We start from the raw sequence: 15,619 nt of genomic DNA, 5'->3' as shown, positions 1-15,619 counted from the left end.
GATTCATAAATAATTTGTAATTTGGGGTTTAAAAATTAAGGAGTATTTATGTTTGACAAGTTATTTGAAGCACAGCAGAAAGCACAGGAGATCAAAGCTAGATTGGATCATATTTCGGTATCAGGAGAGGCTGAAGGGGGAAAGGTTCGCGTAATTTCAACGGCGAATAAGGAAATCAAGGAAATTCAAATTGACCCAGATTTCTTTAAGGATGCGGATAAAGAGGAGATAGAAGAGCTATTGGTTGTTGCCTTAAACAAGGCATTGGTTCAGGCTGAAAGTATCAGTCAAACTGAAATGCAAGCAGCTTCCCAGGATCTATTAGGTGGATTGGGAGGATTAGGCAACTTATTTGGTAAATAATAGAAGAAAATGAAAGCAACATATTACGGACAATCATGTGTAGAGTTTGATTTTGATGGGACCAAGGTATTGATGGATCCTTTCATCAGTTATAATCCATTGGCCAAAGATGTCGATATCAGCAAGATCAAGCCTGATTATATTTTTTTAAGCCATGGCCATCAGGATCATGTGGCCGACATGTTCAGTATCCAACAACAGAGTGGTGCCACGGTGGCAACCATTGTGGAAACGGCAGATTGGGTCAGGAAACAAGGAGTACCTGATGATAAGGTCATCGAATTTAACTTGGGTGGAACTTTGGACTTGCCATTTGCTAAGGTAAAGATGGTGTATGCGGCGCACAGCAATAGTACCCCAAACGGTGCTTATGCAGGATTTCCTGTGGGTTATGTGTTCTTTTTGAAAGATAAGACGATATATTTTGCTGGGGATACTGCTTTGACGATGGAAATGAAATTGTTGGAACGTTATAAGATAGATTGGGCATTATTGCCTATCGGAGGTCATTACACAATGGATGTGGATGATGCTGTCATTGCAGCTGAGTTTGTGAATTGCAATAATGTAATCGGAATACATTATGATTCCTTTCCTCCGATCAAGATCAACCATGAAGAAGCAAAGAAGAAGTTCAATGAATCAGAGGTTTACTTGGCATTGCCAAAAATCGGCGATTCGGTAGAGCTGTAAAAGATTGATAAAAAGAAAAGCCCAATTGTTTGATAGCAATTGGGCTTTTTTTATGTTCAGGCTGCTAATGATTAAGCAACGCTTTTTGATCTGTTGATGTGGAATTGTACCAAATCGTCAATAGGGGAACGTAAGATTTTTCCAACTTTCATTCCATATTGAGCAGCTTTATCTTCCAATACGTTTCTGAAGTTGTAACCCACAGAACCGATACAGTTGAAAGTGTAAGATTGGTAGTCAGGGTATTTGCTCACTAGGTTGTTGAAGAAAGCTTCGAAAGCATCATCAACGATTTTGCGAGTATACTCGATGTTTACGTTATTGTCGTAAACAAATTTGCTGAAGCTAGCACAGAAACGGTTTGCTAAAGGTTTAGTGTACACGTTGTCCATGATTTCATCAGGTGTAAGTTTGTAAGTGTTAAAGAACACTTCAGCAACATCTTTAGGCATTAAACCTCTGATAAAATCTACCAAAAGTTTTTTACCGATGAAGCTACCAGATCCTTCATCACCAAGGATGTAAGCAGCAGAATCAATATTATGAGTAATGTCTTTTCCGTCGTATATACAAGTATTGGTACCTGTTCCAAGGATTGCAGCAAAACCAGCCTCCGTACCTAATAATGCACGTGCAGCAGCTAATAGGTCATGTCCAACTTCAACTTTAGAATTTGGGAATACCGCTTGAATAGCATCTTCGACAATTTTTGCCTTCTCCTCGTTGTGTACACCAGCACCATAATAATTTACCTCGCTGATCTTATCAAATGGAATATCTTGAGGTAGTCCTTTTTTAAGGGATGCAATAATGTATTCGCTATCTACAAAATATGGGTTATAACCCTCGGTGTTGAAGTAAATCTTCTTGTTGTTATCATCTAGCAAACACCAGTTTGTTTTTGTAGACCCTCCATCTGCAATTATTATCATTATTTATAAATTTAGTTTTAAAGTAACTTGTTTTTTCGTTTTACAATGGTATTGTTCTAAGTTTAAATCCCAAAATACGGTATTTATTAATAAAAATAAGAATTTTTATTTGATATATTGAAATAATTTAGGAAGGCTAGGGCCTTGATTAAAAATAAAAACCTTATAACTTATTGGTTATAAGGTTTTTATAATTATTTTAGCGTAAAAAATACTTAGTGTATTTTTTACAATTAGTTTCGCTTTAGTGCGCCCCTTCAGCTTCAATTTCGTCAATTGCAATTCCTTGTTTAGACAAGAATTTACGAACTAATACCGCAAAGACGATGATGTAGATAAAGCCAATTGCTGGCACGAGGTAAGAGTTGTGAATACCAATGATATCCGAAAGTTTTCCTTGGATAGGAGGGATAATTCCACCACCAAGAATCATCATTACTAAGAATGCAGAACCTTGTTCGGTATATTTTCCTAATCCCACAATGGAAAGACTAAAGATGGAACCCCACATAATAGAACATGCTAATCCACCCGCTAGGAAGGAATAGATGGCAACGGTTCCTGAAGTCATTAAACCAACGATCATGGCCAACAGACCAAATGTTCCAAAAATGATCAAGGTACGAACAGGTTTTTCTTTACTCAAGAAGAATGCAGCAATTTGTAATGCTACACAGATGATGAAGTAATATAATACCGACATATCAAAACCAGCTAATGAATTCACACCGATAATAATGGTGAAAGCGATAACAGGAACAATGATGGTCAATAATTTTTTCTTAGATTGTGTCAGGTTAAAGGCTGTAATGGCGCCTGCCCATCTACCGATCATCATACCGCCCCAATACATGGAAACGTATGGTGTAATCTGGGAGGATTGAAGGTTGCCGAACTCTTCCAGGGTCAATAATTCTCCTAAATTACTTCCGATGGCTACTTCAATACCTACATAGATAAATAATGCCAACATACCCAAAACCAGTTGAGGGTATTTCATCGCACCCCATCCTTCAGGGTTTTTCTTGGCGCTATTATAAGAGAACAATAATCCGAAAACAATAACGGCTAAAGCTCCAAGTAACCATAGCATACGCTTGATTTCCAAACCATGGGAAAGGTCCTTGATTTGAGCTAATAGTTCTTGATTGTTGTTGTTTGCGGCTTGTTCTTTTAAGTCAAGGATATGAAGAGCCGTATCAGATTTATAACTGGTGAATACAGGAATAAATGCACATAACAACAAGATGGTCATAATGATCAATGTTGTTCTGGCCTTATTTGCGGGCTCCATTTGTTCCAGGTTGAATCCTGGAGGTACTTTTTTAGAGAAATGGAACAAACCAGCTGCTAAAACGAAAAGAAGACCTACACCTATATATAGGTATACGACTTTGTTTAGGGGAAGGTTTGCGATTTCAGCATCGGAAATGGTTTCGAAAGTCCCAAAAAGGGCAAATCCAACGATCAATGGTCCGATGGTCGTCCCGAAGGAGTTGATACCTCCACCAAGGTTCACACGGGAAGCACCTGTTTTAGGGTCACCCAATAGAACGGCGAAGGGGTTAGCTGCGGTTTGTTGTAAGGAGAAACCTAGCGCTACGATAAATAGACCTATTAACATCCCGGTGTACACATTGACTTCTACGGCGACGATCATTGCGGCAGCTCCTAATGCCGAGAATAACAAGCCATAGACAATACTTCTTTTGTAACCCCATTTTCCAACGAGGTCCTTTCCAGAAATGGTTCCGAAAATAAAGAGAAGAAGTGCGCCAATGTAATAGGCCGAGTAGAAAGCAAAATCAATAAGTTGAGATTGAAATTGGTCTAAGTGAAAGTAATTTTTACAGAACGGAATAAATACACTGTTTCCAGCTGCGATAAATCCCCAGAAAAAAAACACCACAATTAAGGTGTAAAGAGCTGGGTAATTGGTGTTTGTTTGTTGGTTATTCATAAAAAAAATGTCTAACTTTATGATTTAATCGTACAAATAAAGAACTTTTTTTTGATTTCTAAAGTTTTTCGACGGCTGCTAAAACATTTTACTGCTACTTAACGTTATATAATAAACTATAAATAAAAAAAAGTGCTGATTTTCTTTTGAAATTACAATAGTTCTTTTTTTCTTTGTGGCGGTTCTTAAATTTATCTTTCGGGACGCTAGTATAAAATCTCTATAAAAGATTTAGTTACCCAATAAGACATATGAATTTTATGTATTAGCTGAAAGATATATTTCAAAAAAAGTAAAAATCCTTAAAAATCATATTTTAATATTAATGGATATTAATGAATTGAATACGAAGCTCGTGTCTGAATTGCGCGAGATTGCGAAAGTTCTAGGCATTGTTGATGCTGAAAAGCTTAGAAAACAAGAGTTGATTGATCGTATTTCTGAAATAGCCAAAGAGTCTCAACAAGAGCAGCCTCTAGAAGTTGCTGATGTTGATTCGGATAAAGCCAATGCAGAGCGAACAAGAAAAAGAGTACGTACAGTAAAAGCTGCAGAACCTGTAGCAGTAGGTAGAAACAGAGTGGCGGCTGATGATGAGCAAACGAAAATGGAATTTGCCAGCAAACCAGCAGCAGATTCCACTCCCGCAGAACCCATCACTACTCCTTCTCCTGAACCTGCACTTAAAGCTTCCACTCCAACAGATTTTGACAACGTAATTATTAACGAAGGTGTATTGGAAATTATGGCCGATGGTTATGGTTTCTTAAGGTCTTCAGACTATAATTATTTGACATCTCCGGATGATATCTATGTTTCTCAATCCCAGATCAAGTTATTTGGTTTGAAAACTGGAGATAATGTTAGAGGTTGCATCCGCCCTCCAAAAGAAGGTGAGAAGTATTTTCCTTTAGTAAGAGTTGAGGCCATCAATGGTCAAGACCCTGCTGAAGTAAGAGACCGTGTTCCTTTTGATTACTTGACACCATTGTTTCCAGATGAGAAATTGAATTTGGATTTAGGTCCTAGCAATTACTCCACCAGGATCATGGACTTGTTCACCCCAATTGGTAAAGGACAACGTGGTTTGATTGTTGCACAACCAAAAACGGGTAAGACCAATTTATTGAAAGAGGTTGCCAATGCAATCGCGAAAAACCACCCTGAGGTTTATTTGATCATTTTATTGATCGATGAACGTCCAGAGGAGGTTACAGATATGGCAAGAAGCGTACGTGCAGAAGTTGTTTCATCTACATTTGATGAGCCTGCGGACCGTCACGTGAAAATTGCCAACATCGTATTGGAAAAAGCAAAACGTATGGTAGAGTGTGGACATGATGTTGTAATCCTATTGGATTCGATTACCAGGTTAGCACGTGCTTATAATACCGTTGCTCCAGCATCAGGAAAAATCCTTTCCGGTGGTGTGGATGCAAATGCTTTGCATAAACCAAAACGTTTCTTTGGTGCTGCCAGAAATATCGAAAACGGTGGTTCATTGACTATCTTAGCTACAGCATTGACAGAAACAGGTTCAAAAATGGATGAAGTTATCTTTGAAGAATTCAAGGGTACCGGTAATATGGAGCTACAATTAGACCGTAAATTGTCTAACAAACGTATCTTCCCTGCGATCGACCTTACAGCGTCAAGCACAAGACGTGATGACCTATTGGTTGACCGTGATGAATTACAACGTCTATGGGTATTGAGAAACCACCTTGCGGACATGAACTCGCAAGAAGCAATGGAATTTTTGTTGACCCAAATGCGTGGAACTAAATCCAACGGAGAATTTTTAATTAGCATGAATGGCTAAAAAGCCATCATAAATTGATATTTTTAAGCCATCTTTGCGAAAAGGTGGCTTTTTTTTATGAAGAAATACATTCCAAATACGATTACTTCCCTAAACCTCTTTTCAGGTTGCATCGGTACTGTCATGGTCTTGAACCAAGAATATATGTTGGCTTTTTATTGTGTGTTGGCATCGGGTATATTTGACTTTTTTGACGGTATGTCGGCTAGGGCATTGCATGTCAAGTCTTTGATCGGGAAGGAATTGGATTCCCTTGCAGATGTGATCAGTTTTGGATTCTTACCGGGAGCAATAATCTTTACCTTGTTAAAAGACACGAGTTCTAGTGCCTATCTTCCCTACCTAGGTTTTATTATTACTGTATTTTCAGCATTGAGATTGGCGAAATTCAACATCGATACCCGACAGAGCACGGATTTCATTGGGGTCAATACACCGATGAATACCTTCTTTATCGTTTCCCTACCTTTTATCTTGGAAGATTATCCGGCCTTAAAGAATACTTGGCTTTTATTGGGCATAGCGATCCTGACCAGTTTGTTATTGGTTTCGGAAATTAAATTGTTTTCGATGAAGCTGAGCAGTTTGAGCTGGGGAGTTAACAAGTACAAATACCTTTTCTTGATCATCAGCGTAATATTATTGGTAATTCTTAAGTTTTTAGCCTTACCAATTGTTTTGCTGTTGTATATTGTATTCTCAAAAATCCACTTTGCTTCGGAGAAAGAAGTTAGCCAAGTTTAGTCTGATAATCTTCAAGTTCAGACATGGCCAATTGGAAGTCATTTCTGATGATTTCAAATAGGTTCAGGATGTCCGCCATCGGTCCCTGTCCGCCAGCCTTGTCCTCCAGGTCCTGGAATTTCATCCTTAAAGCCGTGGCGCCTAGATATTGCATGGTGGGTTTGATGTGATGAGCTTTTGACTTGATATCTGCATGATCTTGAGATTCTATTGCGACTTCTAAAGCCTTAAAATCTTCTACCCCTTGACCAAGATACAAAGGGATCATCTGCTTGATAACCTCCGTGTTGTTCATCATGTTCTCTTGGATGGAGTCCGGATTAATAATTAGGTAAGGATTCATGTTAGATTGTTTTTACTTTCAGTTGATCAGTTGATTCTTCAAGCAATTCCTTATTTGATTTCTTAAAAATAGGGTGTAAATAATCTTCAGCAATTTCTACGAGCGGTATCAGCGTAAAGTTTCTTTCTTGGATATATGGATGCGGAACTTGAAGGTCTTGGGTATGAATAATGTCTTCGTTATAGTAGAGGATATCGATATCGATGATCCTGGATCCCCAGCGTTGGCCACGGATCCTGCCCAAAAGGATTTCAATCTTCAGGATTTCGTTCAAGACCTTATTGGCGGAAAGTTCAGTCTCCAGCAGGATCACCTGGTTCAAAAATACCGGTTGGTTTTCTACGCCCCAAGCTTCGGATTCATAAATTTTTGATTGCAGTGTGATTTCCCCAATTCTGTCTTCAATTTCAACCTTTGCGTCTTCTAGTTGTTTATTAGGATTACCAATATTTGCCCCTAAAAGTAGGTAAACTTTATTCATGAGTTTAATATAGGAATTGTTTTATGATAATCGGAATAATAGCTTAAATTTACGGACACTACTTAAATTAATTATATGAGATCATTTTTTAAATATGTACTTGCGACCATTACAGGAATTATTATCAGTAGTATATTAATGTTTTTTATCCTGATGGGAATCATTGGGATGATGATCAGTTCGGTCGGCAGTAAGACCGAAACTGTAACAGCCAGTAACTCGGTTTTGTTGATCGACCTAGCGCATGCCATCACTGAAAAAACAGAAGCAAATCCATTTGAAGGTTTGGATATCCCGGGTTATGCTGGTTCTAAATCCATTGGCTTGAACGATATCGTTTCCAGGATAAAAGCTGCAAAAACAGACAATAATATAAAAGGTATCTATCTGAATGTATCCAGTGTAGGTACTGGTTTTGCCACAATGAAAGCAATTCGTGAGGCATTATTGGATTTTAAGACTTCGGATAAATTTATTGTAGCATACAGTGATGTAATGAGTCAAAAAGGCTATTACTTGAATTCTGTTGCCAATGAAGTTTACTTACATCCACAAGGTAATTTGGACTTCAGGGGCTTGGCTACTTCAGTAATGTTCTATAAAGAGGCTTTGGATAAGTTGGGGATTGATATGCAGGTCCTTAAAGTGGGAACCTATAAAAGTGCAGTGGAACCCTTTATCCTGAACAGCATGAGTGAGGCCAATAAGGAACAGGTGAATTCGTATTTGAGCAGTATTTATGGTACATTCTTGACTGATATATCGGCTGTAAAGAAGATTTCCACTGATAGCTTAAAGAGTATTGCGAATGGCTATTTGATTCGTGAACCGGAAGATGCGAAGAAATATGGTTTTGTGACTGATTTATTGTACAAGGATCAGGTAATATCAAAGATCAAGGATAAGTTAGGGATTGATGCGAAAAAAGATATTCCTGTTGTTTCCTTATTAGACTATAATAATAAAGCTAGTGCTGGTGAGGCTGGTGGCGATCGAATCGCTGTATTGTATGCCTATGGGGAGATTATTGATGGAGAAGGTATTGAAGGGCAGATTGGTGGCGATAAATTGTCAAGGGAGCTGAGAGAGTTGAGGTTGGATGATAAGGTAAAGGCGATCGTGATGCGCGTGAATTCCCCGGGAGGTTCAGCATTGGCTTCAGAATCTATCTGGAGAGAGGTTGACCTGACCAAGAAAGTAAAACCTGTCGTGGTTTCAATGGGCGATTATGCGGCATCTGGTGGATATTATATTTCAGCTGCAGCGGATTCTATCTTTGCCGATCCGACTACGCTTACGGGTTCCATCGGAGTATTCGGTTTGATCCCGAGTTTCCAGAAATTGTTCAATGAGAAGTTAGGGATCCATTTCGATGCCGTGAAGACTGCTAAGTTTGCAGACATGGACGTAGATATGGATAGGCCTTTGTCTGAAGAGGAAAAAGGGATTATTCAAGGTGGTGTGAACAAGATCTATCAAGTATTCCTGAAGCGTGTGGCTGATGGTAGAAAGATGCAGGTGGCAGATGTGGACAGTATTGGTCAAGGTCGTGTGTGGACTGGTGAGCAAGCCGTTAAATTGAAATTGGTAGACCGTATAGCTACTTTGGACCAAGCTATTGAAGCTGCTGCGAAGAAAGCAAAAATCGAGAATTATAGAATTTCGGAGTACCCAAGAGCGAAAGATCCTTTTGCCTCTTTATGGTCTACTTCGAGAGACAAGATAAAAATGTGGATGTTGGAAGATGAGATGGGGGATTATGTAAAGTATTTGTCGGAGCTGAAGAGGATAAGTCAGCAATCTGGCGTACAAGCTAGGATTCCATATTTGGTAGAAATCTATTAACAAAGAGCGCTGATTGAGAAATCAGCGCTTTTTTTTGTGTCCGAGTTTGTGGGACGATAGGCTCAGCCAGAAGAGGTTCTTACCATATAGAATTAGAATTATGCTAGAGATTTACAGATTGAAAAGAAAAATGAAAGTTTTTTATATCTTTAAACTCTAAAATCAACCGGAAATAAAAATAAAATGAAAACTATCGACGATTTAAATTTCAACGGAAAGAAAGCTTTAATAAGAGTTGATTTCAATGTTCCTTTAGATGAGAACTTCAACATTACTGATGACAACCGTATTCAAGGTGCGCTGCCTACCATTAAAAAGATCTTAAAAGACGGAGGTTCCGTTATCCTAATGTCCCACTTGGGAAGACCAAAGGAAGGACCTACAGATAAATATTCCCTTAAACATATTGTAAAGCATCTATCAGATGTATTAGGTGTGGATGTACAATTTGCTAATGACTGTATTGGTGCTGAAGCTGTTGAAAAAGCAAAAAACCTTCAACCGGGTCAGGTATTGTTGTTAGAGAACTTAAGATTCTACAAAGAAGAAGAAAAAGGAGACCGTGAATTTGCTAAGAAATTGGCTGATTTAGGTGATGTATATGTTAATGATGCGTTCGGTACTGCACATAGGGCCCATGCTTCTACAGCGATTATTGCTGAATTTTTCCCTAACAACAAGTACTTTGGTTACTTGATGGCGAAGGAAATTGAAAACGCCGAAAAAGTATTGAATAAACCTGAGCGTCCATTTACCGCTATTATGGGTGGTGCTAAGGTGTCTGATAAGTTGGAATTGATCGAGGCCTTGTTGGATAAGGTTGATAATTTGATCATTGGCGGGGGTATGGCTTATACCTTTGTAAAAGCGCGTGGTGGTGAAATTGGCCAGTCTTTGGTTGAGCTTGATAAATTGGATTTGGCGAATGAATTAGTGAAAAAAGCGGATGAAAAAGGGGTGAACTTGGTTCTACCTACTGATGCGCAAATTGCTGATCGCTTCGCGAATGATGCTAATGTATATGACGGTCCAAATGATGAAATCCCTGCTGATAAACAAGGTTTAGATATCGGTCCGGATTCTTCAGAGCACTTTAATGATGTTATCATGGCATCCAATACACTTTTATGGAATGGTCCAATGGGTGTATTTGAGATGGATACTTTTGCTAAAGGTACTCGTGCGGTTGCTAATGCCGTAGTTGCAGCAACAGAGCGTGGTGCATTTTCATTGATCGGTGGTGGTGATTCAGCTGCTGCGGTATCTAAATTTGGAATGACTGAGCACGTAAGCTATGTAAGTACCGGTGGTGGTGCTTTGTTGGAATATATGGAAGGAAAAACCCTTCCAGGTGTAAAAGCAATTTTAGACTAATATTATCTATAAAATAAAGAAAGGGGAGCCGTTTGGTTCCCCTTTCTTGTTTTAATAGCTGTAGCTCAAACTGAAGCTTGGAACCAGGCGCTGCTTAGCGCTAGCCTGGTTGATATAGCTGAGTTTGGCGCCCACACCGAAGTCGGGAAGCACATATTTGAACATATTGAAGTCTGCTGAAAGCCCTATTCCAAAAGAGGTAGGTTCGGCCTTGCTGTCCTGGATGTTCTGGTAGTCTGCAAAGAAATAACCATGGAATCGCTTGATATACGCCAATTGTCCAATAGCCCAATCTGGATAGGCAATTGGGAATCTGTAGTTCATCAATAAGGTGTTTTCAACCTTAGGAGAGTCGAAATGAGCATAGCCCGATACCATCGGGATACCATAGGTATCATTGTATCTGCCATCAGTTTTTTGGTAGGAAAGCCTAGCCTGGAAGCCATGGTTTCTAAAGAAGCCCGGGAAATAGAAGTTGGTCCTGATGGCAAATAGTGAACCTTCGAGCGTGTTCTCGAATGGTACATGTCGGTAAAGGACATTGATATTCTGCCCCCATTTAGGGATCAGATCCATCTGGCTTCTTCGGCGGTTTCGGTTGAAATAGACCTGGTAATTGAGTGGAAAAGCAATCTCATCATGAAATCCCCTGAGTGTATTTAAGCTCAAATCATACCTTTTTTGGTAGGATGTACCAAGGTTTAGACCATAACTATAAGTTGTTTTTCCCCTATAGATGCTCATTGGAATCTGCATATCTAGACTATAAACATGTTCCCTGAAGTCGAATTTGGTATACTCATTTTCCGTATTTTGCTTTTTAGCATAGCCGATTTGACCTCTGTTTCTATAGGAAAAGTTGAATTTTGGGTAGTATTTCTGATAAGAAATTTCTGCTGAATAGATACTTTTTTCCATGTCCAGATCATATTCATACCCTAATTTTAGCTGTGAAGTATTGAGCAGATCATTCGCTATCCAGAAGATTCCGGGCCTATAATTATCGAAACTTTCGAAATTATTACTGCTTATGCTCAGGCTATGGAAGTTGAATAGATGGCTTAAACTGTTGTATTTTTCTACCTGATAGGATTGTGATTGATCGGGTGCCGGGTTGCTAAAAAGGCTTGTGATCCTTTGGTCAGTCAGTGCTGAGACCTCAAATTTCGCGGTGATTTCTTGTCCTCTGAGCTGTGTTGAATCGAGGTAAGCGGCCTTATATCCGTTGAATTGGTACTCATTATATAGTAGCGAATGGTCGTTTCCAGGGCTAGGAAGAAAGGCACCAAAGGGAGAATTTGTGATCAAATAGAGCTTATCTTCAGCGCTAGAGTATCTATAAATATTGTCTATTTTTTGAAATTGAGCTTTAAAAACTAAGTCATTTCCTATGAAAATAGGGCGTTGGAATTCTTGGTTTGACCAAGGGAACAGCTCCTTGAACTGCTTGGATTGGAGGTCTATCTCGATGATATTTGTTCCTTTTGGGCTGATCGAAATGGCGGCAATCTTGGTTTCCTCTGCGTTCAAACTAGGCTGTTGGATAAGATATCCTTGCGGAAAATCCATGATTTTTGTGGATTTCTTTGAAACTCGGTCGATATAGAAGAGGCTGGACAGGTTGTTTTGGTCCACTTGGACTGTATATACCTTTTGGGAATTATCGCTCAATATAGGGCTGTAAAAACGGGAATTTTTAGAAATATCCTCAGTTTTACCGGTTTTGAGGTCAAAAATCCGAATAATATTATAGGTCTGTTTGCCAAATCGAGCGTCCTTTCTGAGTTCATCCCAGACCAAATATTGATCGTTTAAATGAAAATATGGCGTGAGTTGGAAGCCGATTTGTGTTAAAGTTTCTTCCTTTTCGTCCTTCCTTTTTCGAATTTCTGGGATGATATCTGCTGCCTGAACCAAGGTGAAAATTGCCTTTGAAGAGTTGGTTTGTGGAAGGAAATAGTGGGTAGGGTAGCGGTTGTTTTCCTCAAAAATCAAGTAGAAATTTTGGTTGACTTTTGAAGATTCCCATTCCTCTTTGAGTTCAGAAATCGTGGCGTCATAGAGTTTTTTACTGTTCAATTTTGTATACTTTTTCAGGGCTAAATTGAAGTTGAATGGTCGCCATAAATTAGCCCTCATGTTATCCAAGATTTCTTCCTTAATGCCATATCCAAAATGGTTGGTCAAGTAGCTGTTCATGGTATAGCCAGTGAGGTAGTAAGTAGGGGTCAGGTCACGGAATGAACCTAAGATATTTTTACTGAAAGAGTAGTCTTTTCCGGATAGCAAATTGGTCCGAAGTGGCATGAACCAAGAGCTACTTCGGCCTCGACCACCGTCTGAAAATTGAGTTTCTATGGAGACGGCATCCCCCTCAAAGTACCAAGCTGGGAGGTGAAGACCATATAAAGCGAAGGCCAATTGTTGGAAAAACGGGCCTTGAATTCTACCTGTCAACTTGTCAAATTGGGCTACATGTCTGAGCTCATGTTGGATCAGATTTGGGAGCCATTGGGTATTGTCACTTGCAGGTCCAGGTGTAGAAAAAGCCTCTACTTTTCGGGGAGCAAGCTGGGCATATCCGTTCTGTTCGATGTGGTTTTCGTGAAGAATTATTGAAATCTTCTTAGGTTCTCTCTTTAAATCTTGACTAGAGAAATTAATCATGCTGTCGATTTGCTGGGAGAGGAGCAGGGCAGATTTCTCAAACTCCATAGGGAATATGAGTTGGAATTTTTTGCTATTTATCTGTCTCCATTTAACCTTAGAAGAGGCTTGTTCGTTGTCGATTATTTGAGAATTTGCATGATGTGTACTTAAACTTACTATGAGTATGGTTAATATACTGATAAATAGCTTTTTATTAACATTAAAATATAGGGAAAATAGCATATGCTAAATATATTAGTAAAGAATTGCTGTTTTAGTTAAACTAATGGTTTTAAATAAAATTGTAAGTAATTGATAAAAAGTATTTAATGTGTTTTTTAATTCTTTCATAATTTACACTATTTTATGTGTATTTGTGTGTGTAAATCACTTGTTTGTGATTAATAATCCAGTTAACTTTTTGCATTGTAAATGTAGGTTAATTTGTTAATAAATTCAAATGTTTGACGTTTACAAAGGAGTTTTGAAAATGTTTAAGGACTTGATCAATGAATGGATTTTTGAACTCGAAAAATTTTGGTAGAATTTGCTACCTAATAAATGGAGGTTTCGACCGGATTTATTTTTAGGAATTTTTGGATTGGTATTTTTCAGGATTTACTAGCGCATAGATTTGAAGGTGTTTTTCTTTCTTTAAATTCATGCTATACGGCTATAATTTAATAGTGACATAATGACATGTTTTTGTTTGGATAATAGGTAAAGATCCTGTTGTATTTGGGGGTCAGATTTATTGATTAAAAATTAATTATATTATTATGCCAAAAAAAACGACTTTTGCACAAACGATTTTTGGACCAATGTAGGATTGTAAAATAAAGGAGGCGTATGGAAGAATTAGCAATGCTTGTAGCACATGTTGAGCAATTGATTGAACGTGGAGATCATACTGAGCTTGCGGATTATTTGAACGAACTAAATATTTCGGATGTTGAAGAATTGATCGATGAACTTCCCGAATACGGTCCCTTATTTTTAGAAACTTTAAGTCTTAAAAGAGCGGTGAATGTATTCCGTATTTTAGACTTCCCCACCCAAGAAAGAATTCTCAAAAAATTACCGGCTTCCAAGATCCGTGAGCTCCTTAACGAGATGCCTCCGGATGACCGTACTTCCTTCTTCTCGGAACTGAAAGGTGATGTCGTAAAAAGGCTCATTATTCTGTTGACACCGGAGGAGCGAAAGGAAGCATTGTCCTTGCTTGGATATCCTGAAGATTCAGTAGGTCGTCTGATGACTCCTGACTATATCACGGTCAAGGAACATTGGACCATGCCACGCGTGTTGGATCACATCCGTCGATACGGTTCAGCTTCTGAAACGATCGATGTCTTGTATGTGATCGACTCTGATGGAAAGTTGATCGATGACGTTCGGATCAAGGACATCCTTGTGGCGGAACCAGATAAGGTGATCGGTGACTTGATCGACAATCGACTGATCTCTTTGCATGCCGATGACCCACAAGAGGAAGCAGTAACCATTTTCCGGATGAACAATCGCGTAGCTCTTCCCGTAGTTGATGAACAGGATATCATGTTGGGTATTGTGACAATCGATGACATCTTATGGGTGGCCAACGAAGAGTACACCGAGGACATGCAACGTATCGGGGGTACCGAGGCTTTGGATGAGCCCTATTTGGATGTTTCGATCTTTCACTTGGTGAAGAAAAGGGCAGGATGGCTTATCGTGTTGTTTTTAGGCCAGCTGTTGACTTTTAATGTGCTTCAGCACTATGAGGCTAAGTTCACCACTGTTCTTGTCTTGTTGATGCCTGTAATCATGTCTAGCGGGGGGAACTCCGGTTCTCAAGCATCCACCCTGATCATTCAGGCGATGGCTATGGGTGAAGTCACCCTTCGGGACTGGTGGATGGTCATGAAGCGCGAGATACTTTCGGGATTGCTCCTAGGGGTTATTTTAGGGGTGTTAGGTTTCTTAAGAATTGGGGTCGAGGAAGTATTCAAGGATACTTATGGTGATGCATGGTACCTGTATGGTGCTGCTATCGGAAGTTCCTTGGTCGGCGTGGTCCTTTGGGGATCTTTGGTGGGAGCGATGTTGCCATTTATCCTGCGTAGGTTTGGAGCGGATCCAGCGAGTTCATCAGCTCCCTTTGTATCGACAATTGTCGATGTGACGGGTTTGGTGATCTACTTTAGCTTCGCGACCTATATCCTGCGAGATGTTCTGTTTAATTAATTCTAATTGGTTTTGAATAACTTGCGATAAATCGCCAAAAAATATTTGCACTTGTCGGAGAAACTTCCGATAATTGCATCACCGAAAACGAAAGGGACGGTTTAAACTCCTGAATAGCTCAGTTGGTTAGAGCATCTGACTGTTAATCAGAGGGTCGCTGGTTCGAGCCCAGCTTCAGGAGCCGGAA

Annotated in this window: 12 protein-coding genes and 1 tRNA gene; 8 read left to right on the top strand and 5 right to left on the bottom strand. The window is 39.3% G+C overall.

Going from position 1 to position 15,619, the window contains the following annotated elements:
- Window positions 1-48 precede the first annotated feature (48 nt).
- On the top strand, window positions 49-363 hold the full coding sequence (locus tag CKW03_RS14970) for a YbaB/EbfC family nucleoid-associated protein (RefSeq protein WP_093098324.1): 315 nt from the start codon (window positions 49-51) through the stop codon (window positions 361-363).
- 9 nt (window positions 364-372) lie between these two features.
- Entirely contained in the window at window positions 373-1,056 is a 684-nt protein-coding gene (locus tag CKW03_RS14965; RefSeq protein ID WP_093098322.1) for a metal-dependent hydrolase, read from the top strand.
- Window positions 1,057-1,127: 71 nt separating this feature from the next.
- On the opposite strand, the gene CKW03_RS14960 is transcribed toward CKW03_RS14965, so the two are convergent.
- Both CKW03_RS14960 and CKW03_RS14955 read right to left on the bottom strand, forming a co-directional pair.
- On the bottom strand, window positions 1,128-1,988 hold the full coding sequence (locus tag CKW03_RS14960) for an N-acetylglucosamine kinase (protein WP_093098321.1): 861 nt from the start codon (window positions 1,986-1,988) through the stop codon (window positions 1,128-1,130).
- A 244-nt stretch (window positions 1,989-2,232) separates the two neighbouring features.
- Entirely contained in the window at window positions 2,233-3,948 is a 1,716-nt protein-coding gene (locus CKW03_RS14955) for an MFS transporter (RefSeq protein WP_093098319.1), read from the bottom strand.
- Window positions 3,949-4,273: 325 nt separating this feature from the next.
- On the opposite strand from CKW03_RS14955, the gene rho reads away from it, so the two are divergent.
- Complete coding sequence (rho, locus tag CKW03_RS14950; protein WP_093098318.1) at window positions 4,274-5,770, top strand: transcription termination factor Rho; 1,497 nt, start codon at window positions 4,274-4,276, stop codon at window positions 5,768-5,770.
- Window positions 5,771-5,827: 57 nt separating this feature from the next.
- Window positions 5,828-6,514: a CDP-alcohol phosphatidyltransferase family protein gene (locus CKW03_RS14945; protein WP_093098316.1), complete on the top strand. Its 687-nt coding sequence runs from the start codon at window positions 5,828-5,830 to the stop codon at window positions 6,512-6,514.
- Here the strand turns inward: CKW03_RS14945 and CKW03_RS14940 are convergent.
- Both CKW03_RS14940 and folK read right to left on the bottom strand, forming a co-directional pair.
- A complete protein-coding gene (locus tag CKW03_RS14940) occupies window positions 6,501-6,857 on the bottom strand; it encodes an Hpt domain-containing protein (protein ID WP_093098315.1) in 357 nt (118 codons plus the stop codon). The two genes, CKW03_RS14945 and CKW03_RS14940, sit on opposite strands and share 14 nt — an antisense overlap.
- Window position 6,858: 1 nt before the next feature.
- Window positions 6,859-7,338: a 2-amino-4-hydroxy-6-hydroxymethyldihydropteridine diphosphokinase gene (folK, locus tag CKW03_RS14935; protein ID WP_093098313.1), complete on the bottom strand. Its 480-nt coding sequence runs from the start codon at window positions 7,336-7,338 to the stop codon at window positions 6,859-6,861.
- Window positions 7,339-7,413: 75 nt separating this feature from the next.
- On the opposite strand from folK, the gene sppA reads away from it, so the two are divergent.
- Window positions 7,414-9,183, top strand: a complete 1,770-nt coding sequence (gene sppA, locus CKW03_RS14930; protein ID WP_093098312.1) for a signal peptide peptidase SppA — start codon at window positions 7,414-7,416, stop codon at window positions 9,181-9,183.
- 183 nt (window positions 9,184-9,366) lie between these two features.
- Complete coding sequence (locus CKW03_RS14925) at window positions 9,367-10,557, top strand: phosphoglycerate kinase (RefSeq protein ID WP_093098310.1); 1,191 nt, start codon at window positions 9,367-9,369, stop codon at window positions 10,555-10,557.
- Window positions 10,558-10,608: 51 nt separating this feature from the next.
- Here the strand turns inward: CKW03_RS14925 and CKW03_RS14920 are convergent, their stop codons facing one another.
- On the bottom strand, window positions 10,609-13,272 hold the full coding sequence (locus tag CKW03_RS14920; RefSeq protein WP_139185473.1) for a hypothetical protein: 2,664 nt from the start codon (window positions 13,270-13,272) through the stop codon (window positions 10,609-10,611).
- A 783-nt stretch (window positions 13,273-14,055) separates the two neighbouring features.
- Here CKW03_RS14920 and mgtE point away from each other — a divergent pair.
- Together mgtE and CKW03_RS14910 are read left to right on the top strand one after the other, a co-directional pair.
- On the top strand, window positions 14,056-15,432 hold the full coding sequence (gene mgtE / locus CKW03_RS14915) for a magnesium transporter (protein WP_093098307.1): 1,377 nt from the start codon (window positions 14,056-14,058) through the stop codon (window positions 15,430-15,432).
- A gap of 107 nt (window positions 15,433-15,539) precedes the next feature.
- Window positions 15,540-15,613, top strand: a tRNA-Asn gene (locus tag CKW03_RS14910).
- Window positions 15,614-15,619 lie beyond the last annotated feature (6 nt).

Source organism: Sphingobacterium mizutaii, from assembly GCF_900187125.1.
Taxonomy (GTDB): domain Bacteria; phylum Bacteroidota; class Bacteroidia; order Sphingobacteriales; family Sphingobacteriaceae; genus Sphingobacterium; species Sphingobacterium mizutaii.
Note: the sequence above shows the minus strand (reverse complement) of the source record. Positions and strands in the feature narration are given on the sequence as shown.

Coding starts and splice junctions, on each gene's coding strand:
- CKW03_RS14960 (WP_093098321.1), bottom strand. CDS start 1,988: ATGATAATAATTGCAGATGGAGGGTCTACAAAAACAAACTGGTGTTTG.
- mgtE (WP_093098307.1), top strand. CDS start 14,056: ATGGAAGAATTAGCAATGCTTGTAGCACATGTTGAGCAATTGATTGAA.
- CKW03_RS14955 (WP_093098319.1), bottom strand. CDS start 3,948: ATGAATAACCAACAAACAAACACCAATTACCCAGCTCTTTACACCTTA.
- CKW03_RS14940 (WP_093098315.1), bottom strand. CDS start 6,857: ATGAATCCTTACCTAATTATTAATCCGGACTCCATCCAAGAGAACATG.
- sppA (WP_093098312.1), top strand. CDS start 7,414: ATGAGATCATTTTTTAAATATGTACTTGCGACCATTACAGGAATTATT.
- CKW03_RS14945 (WP_093098316.1), top strand. CDS start 5,828: ATGAAGAAATACATTCCAAATACGATTACTTCCCTAAACCTCTTTTCA.
- CKW03_RS14970 (WP_093098324.1), top strand. CDS start 49: ATGTTTGACAAGTTATTTGAAGCACAGCAGAAAGCACAGGAGATCAAA.
- CKW03_RS14925 (WP_093098310.1), top strand. CDS start 9,367: ATGAAAACTATCGACGATTTAAATTTCAACGGAAAGAAAGCTTTAATA.
- rho (WP_093098318.1), top strand. CDS start 4,274: ATGGATATTAATGAATTGAATACGAAGCTCGTGTCTGAATTGCGCGAG.
- CKW03_RS14920 (WP_139185473.1), bottom strand. CDS start 13,272: ATGGAGTTTGAGAAATCTGCCCTGCTCCTCTCCCAGCAAATCGACAGC.
- CKW03_RS14965 (WP_093098322.1), top strand. CDS start 373: ATGAAAGCAACATATTACGGACAATCATGTGTAGAGTTTGATTTTGAT.
- folK (WP_093098313.1), bottom strand. CDS start 7,338: ATGAATAAAGTTTACCTACTTTTAGGGGCAAATATTGGTAATCCTAAT.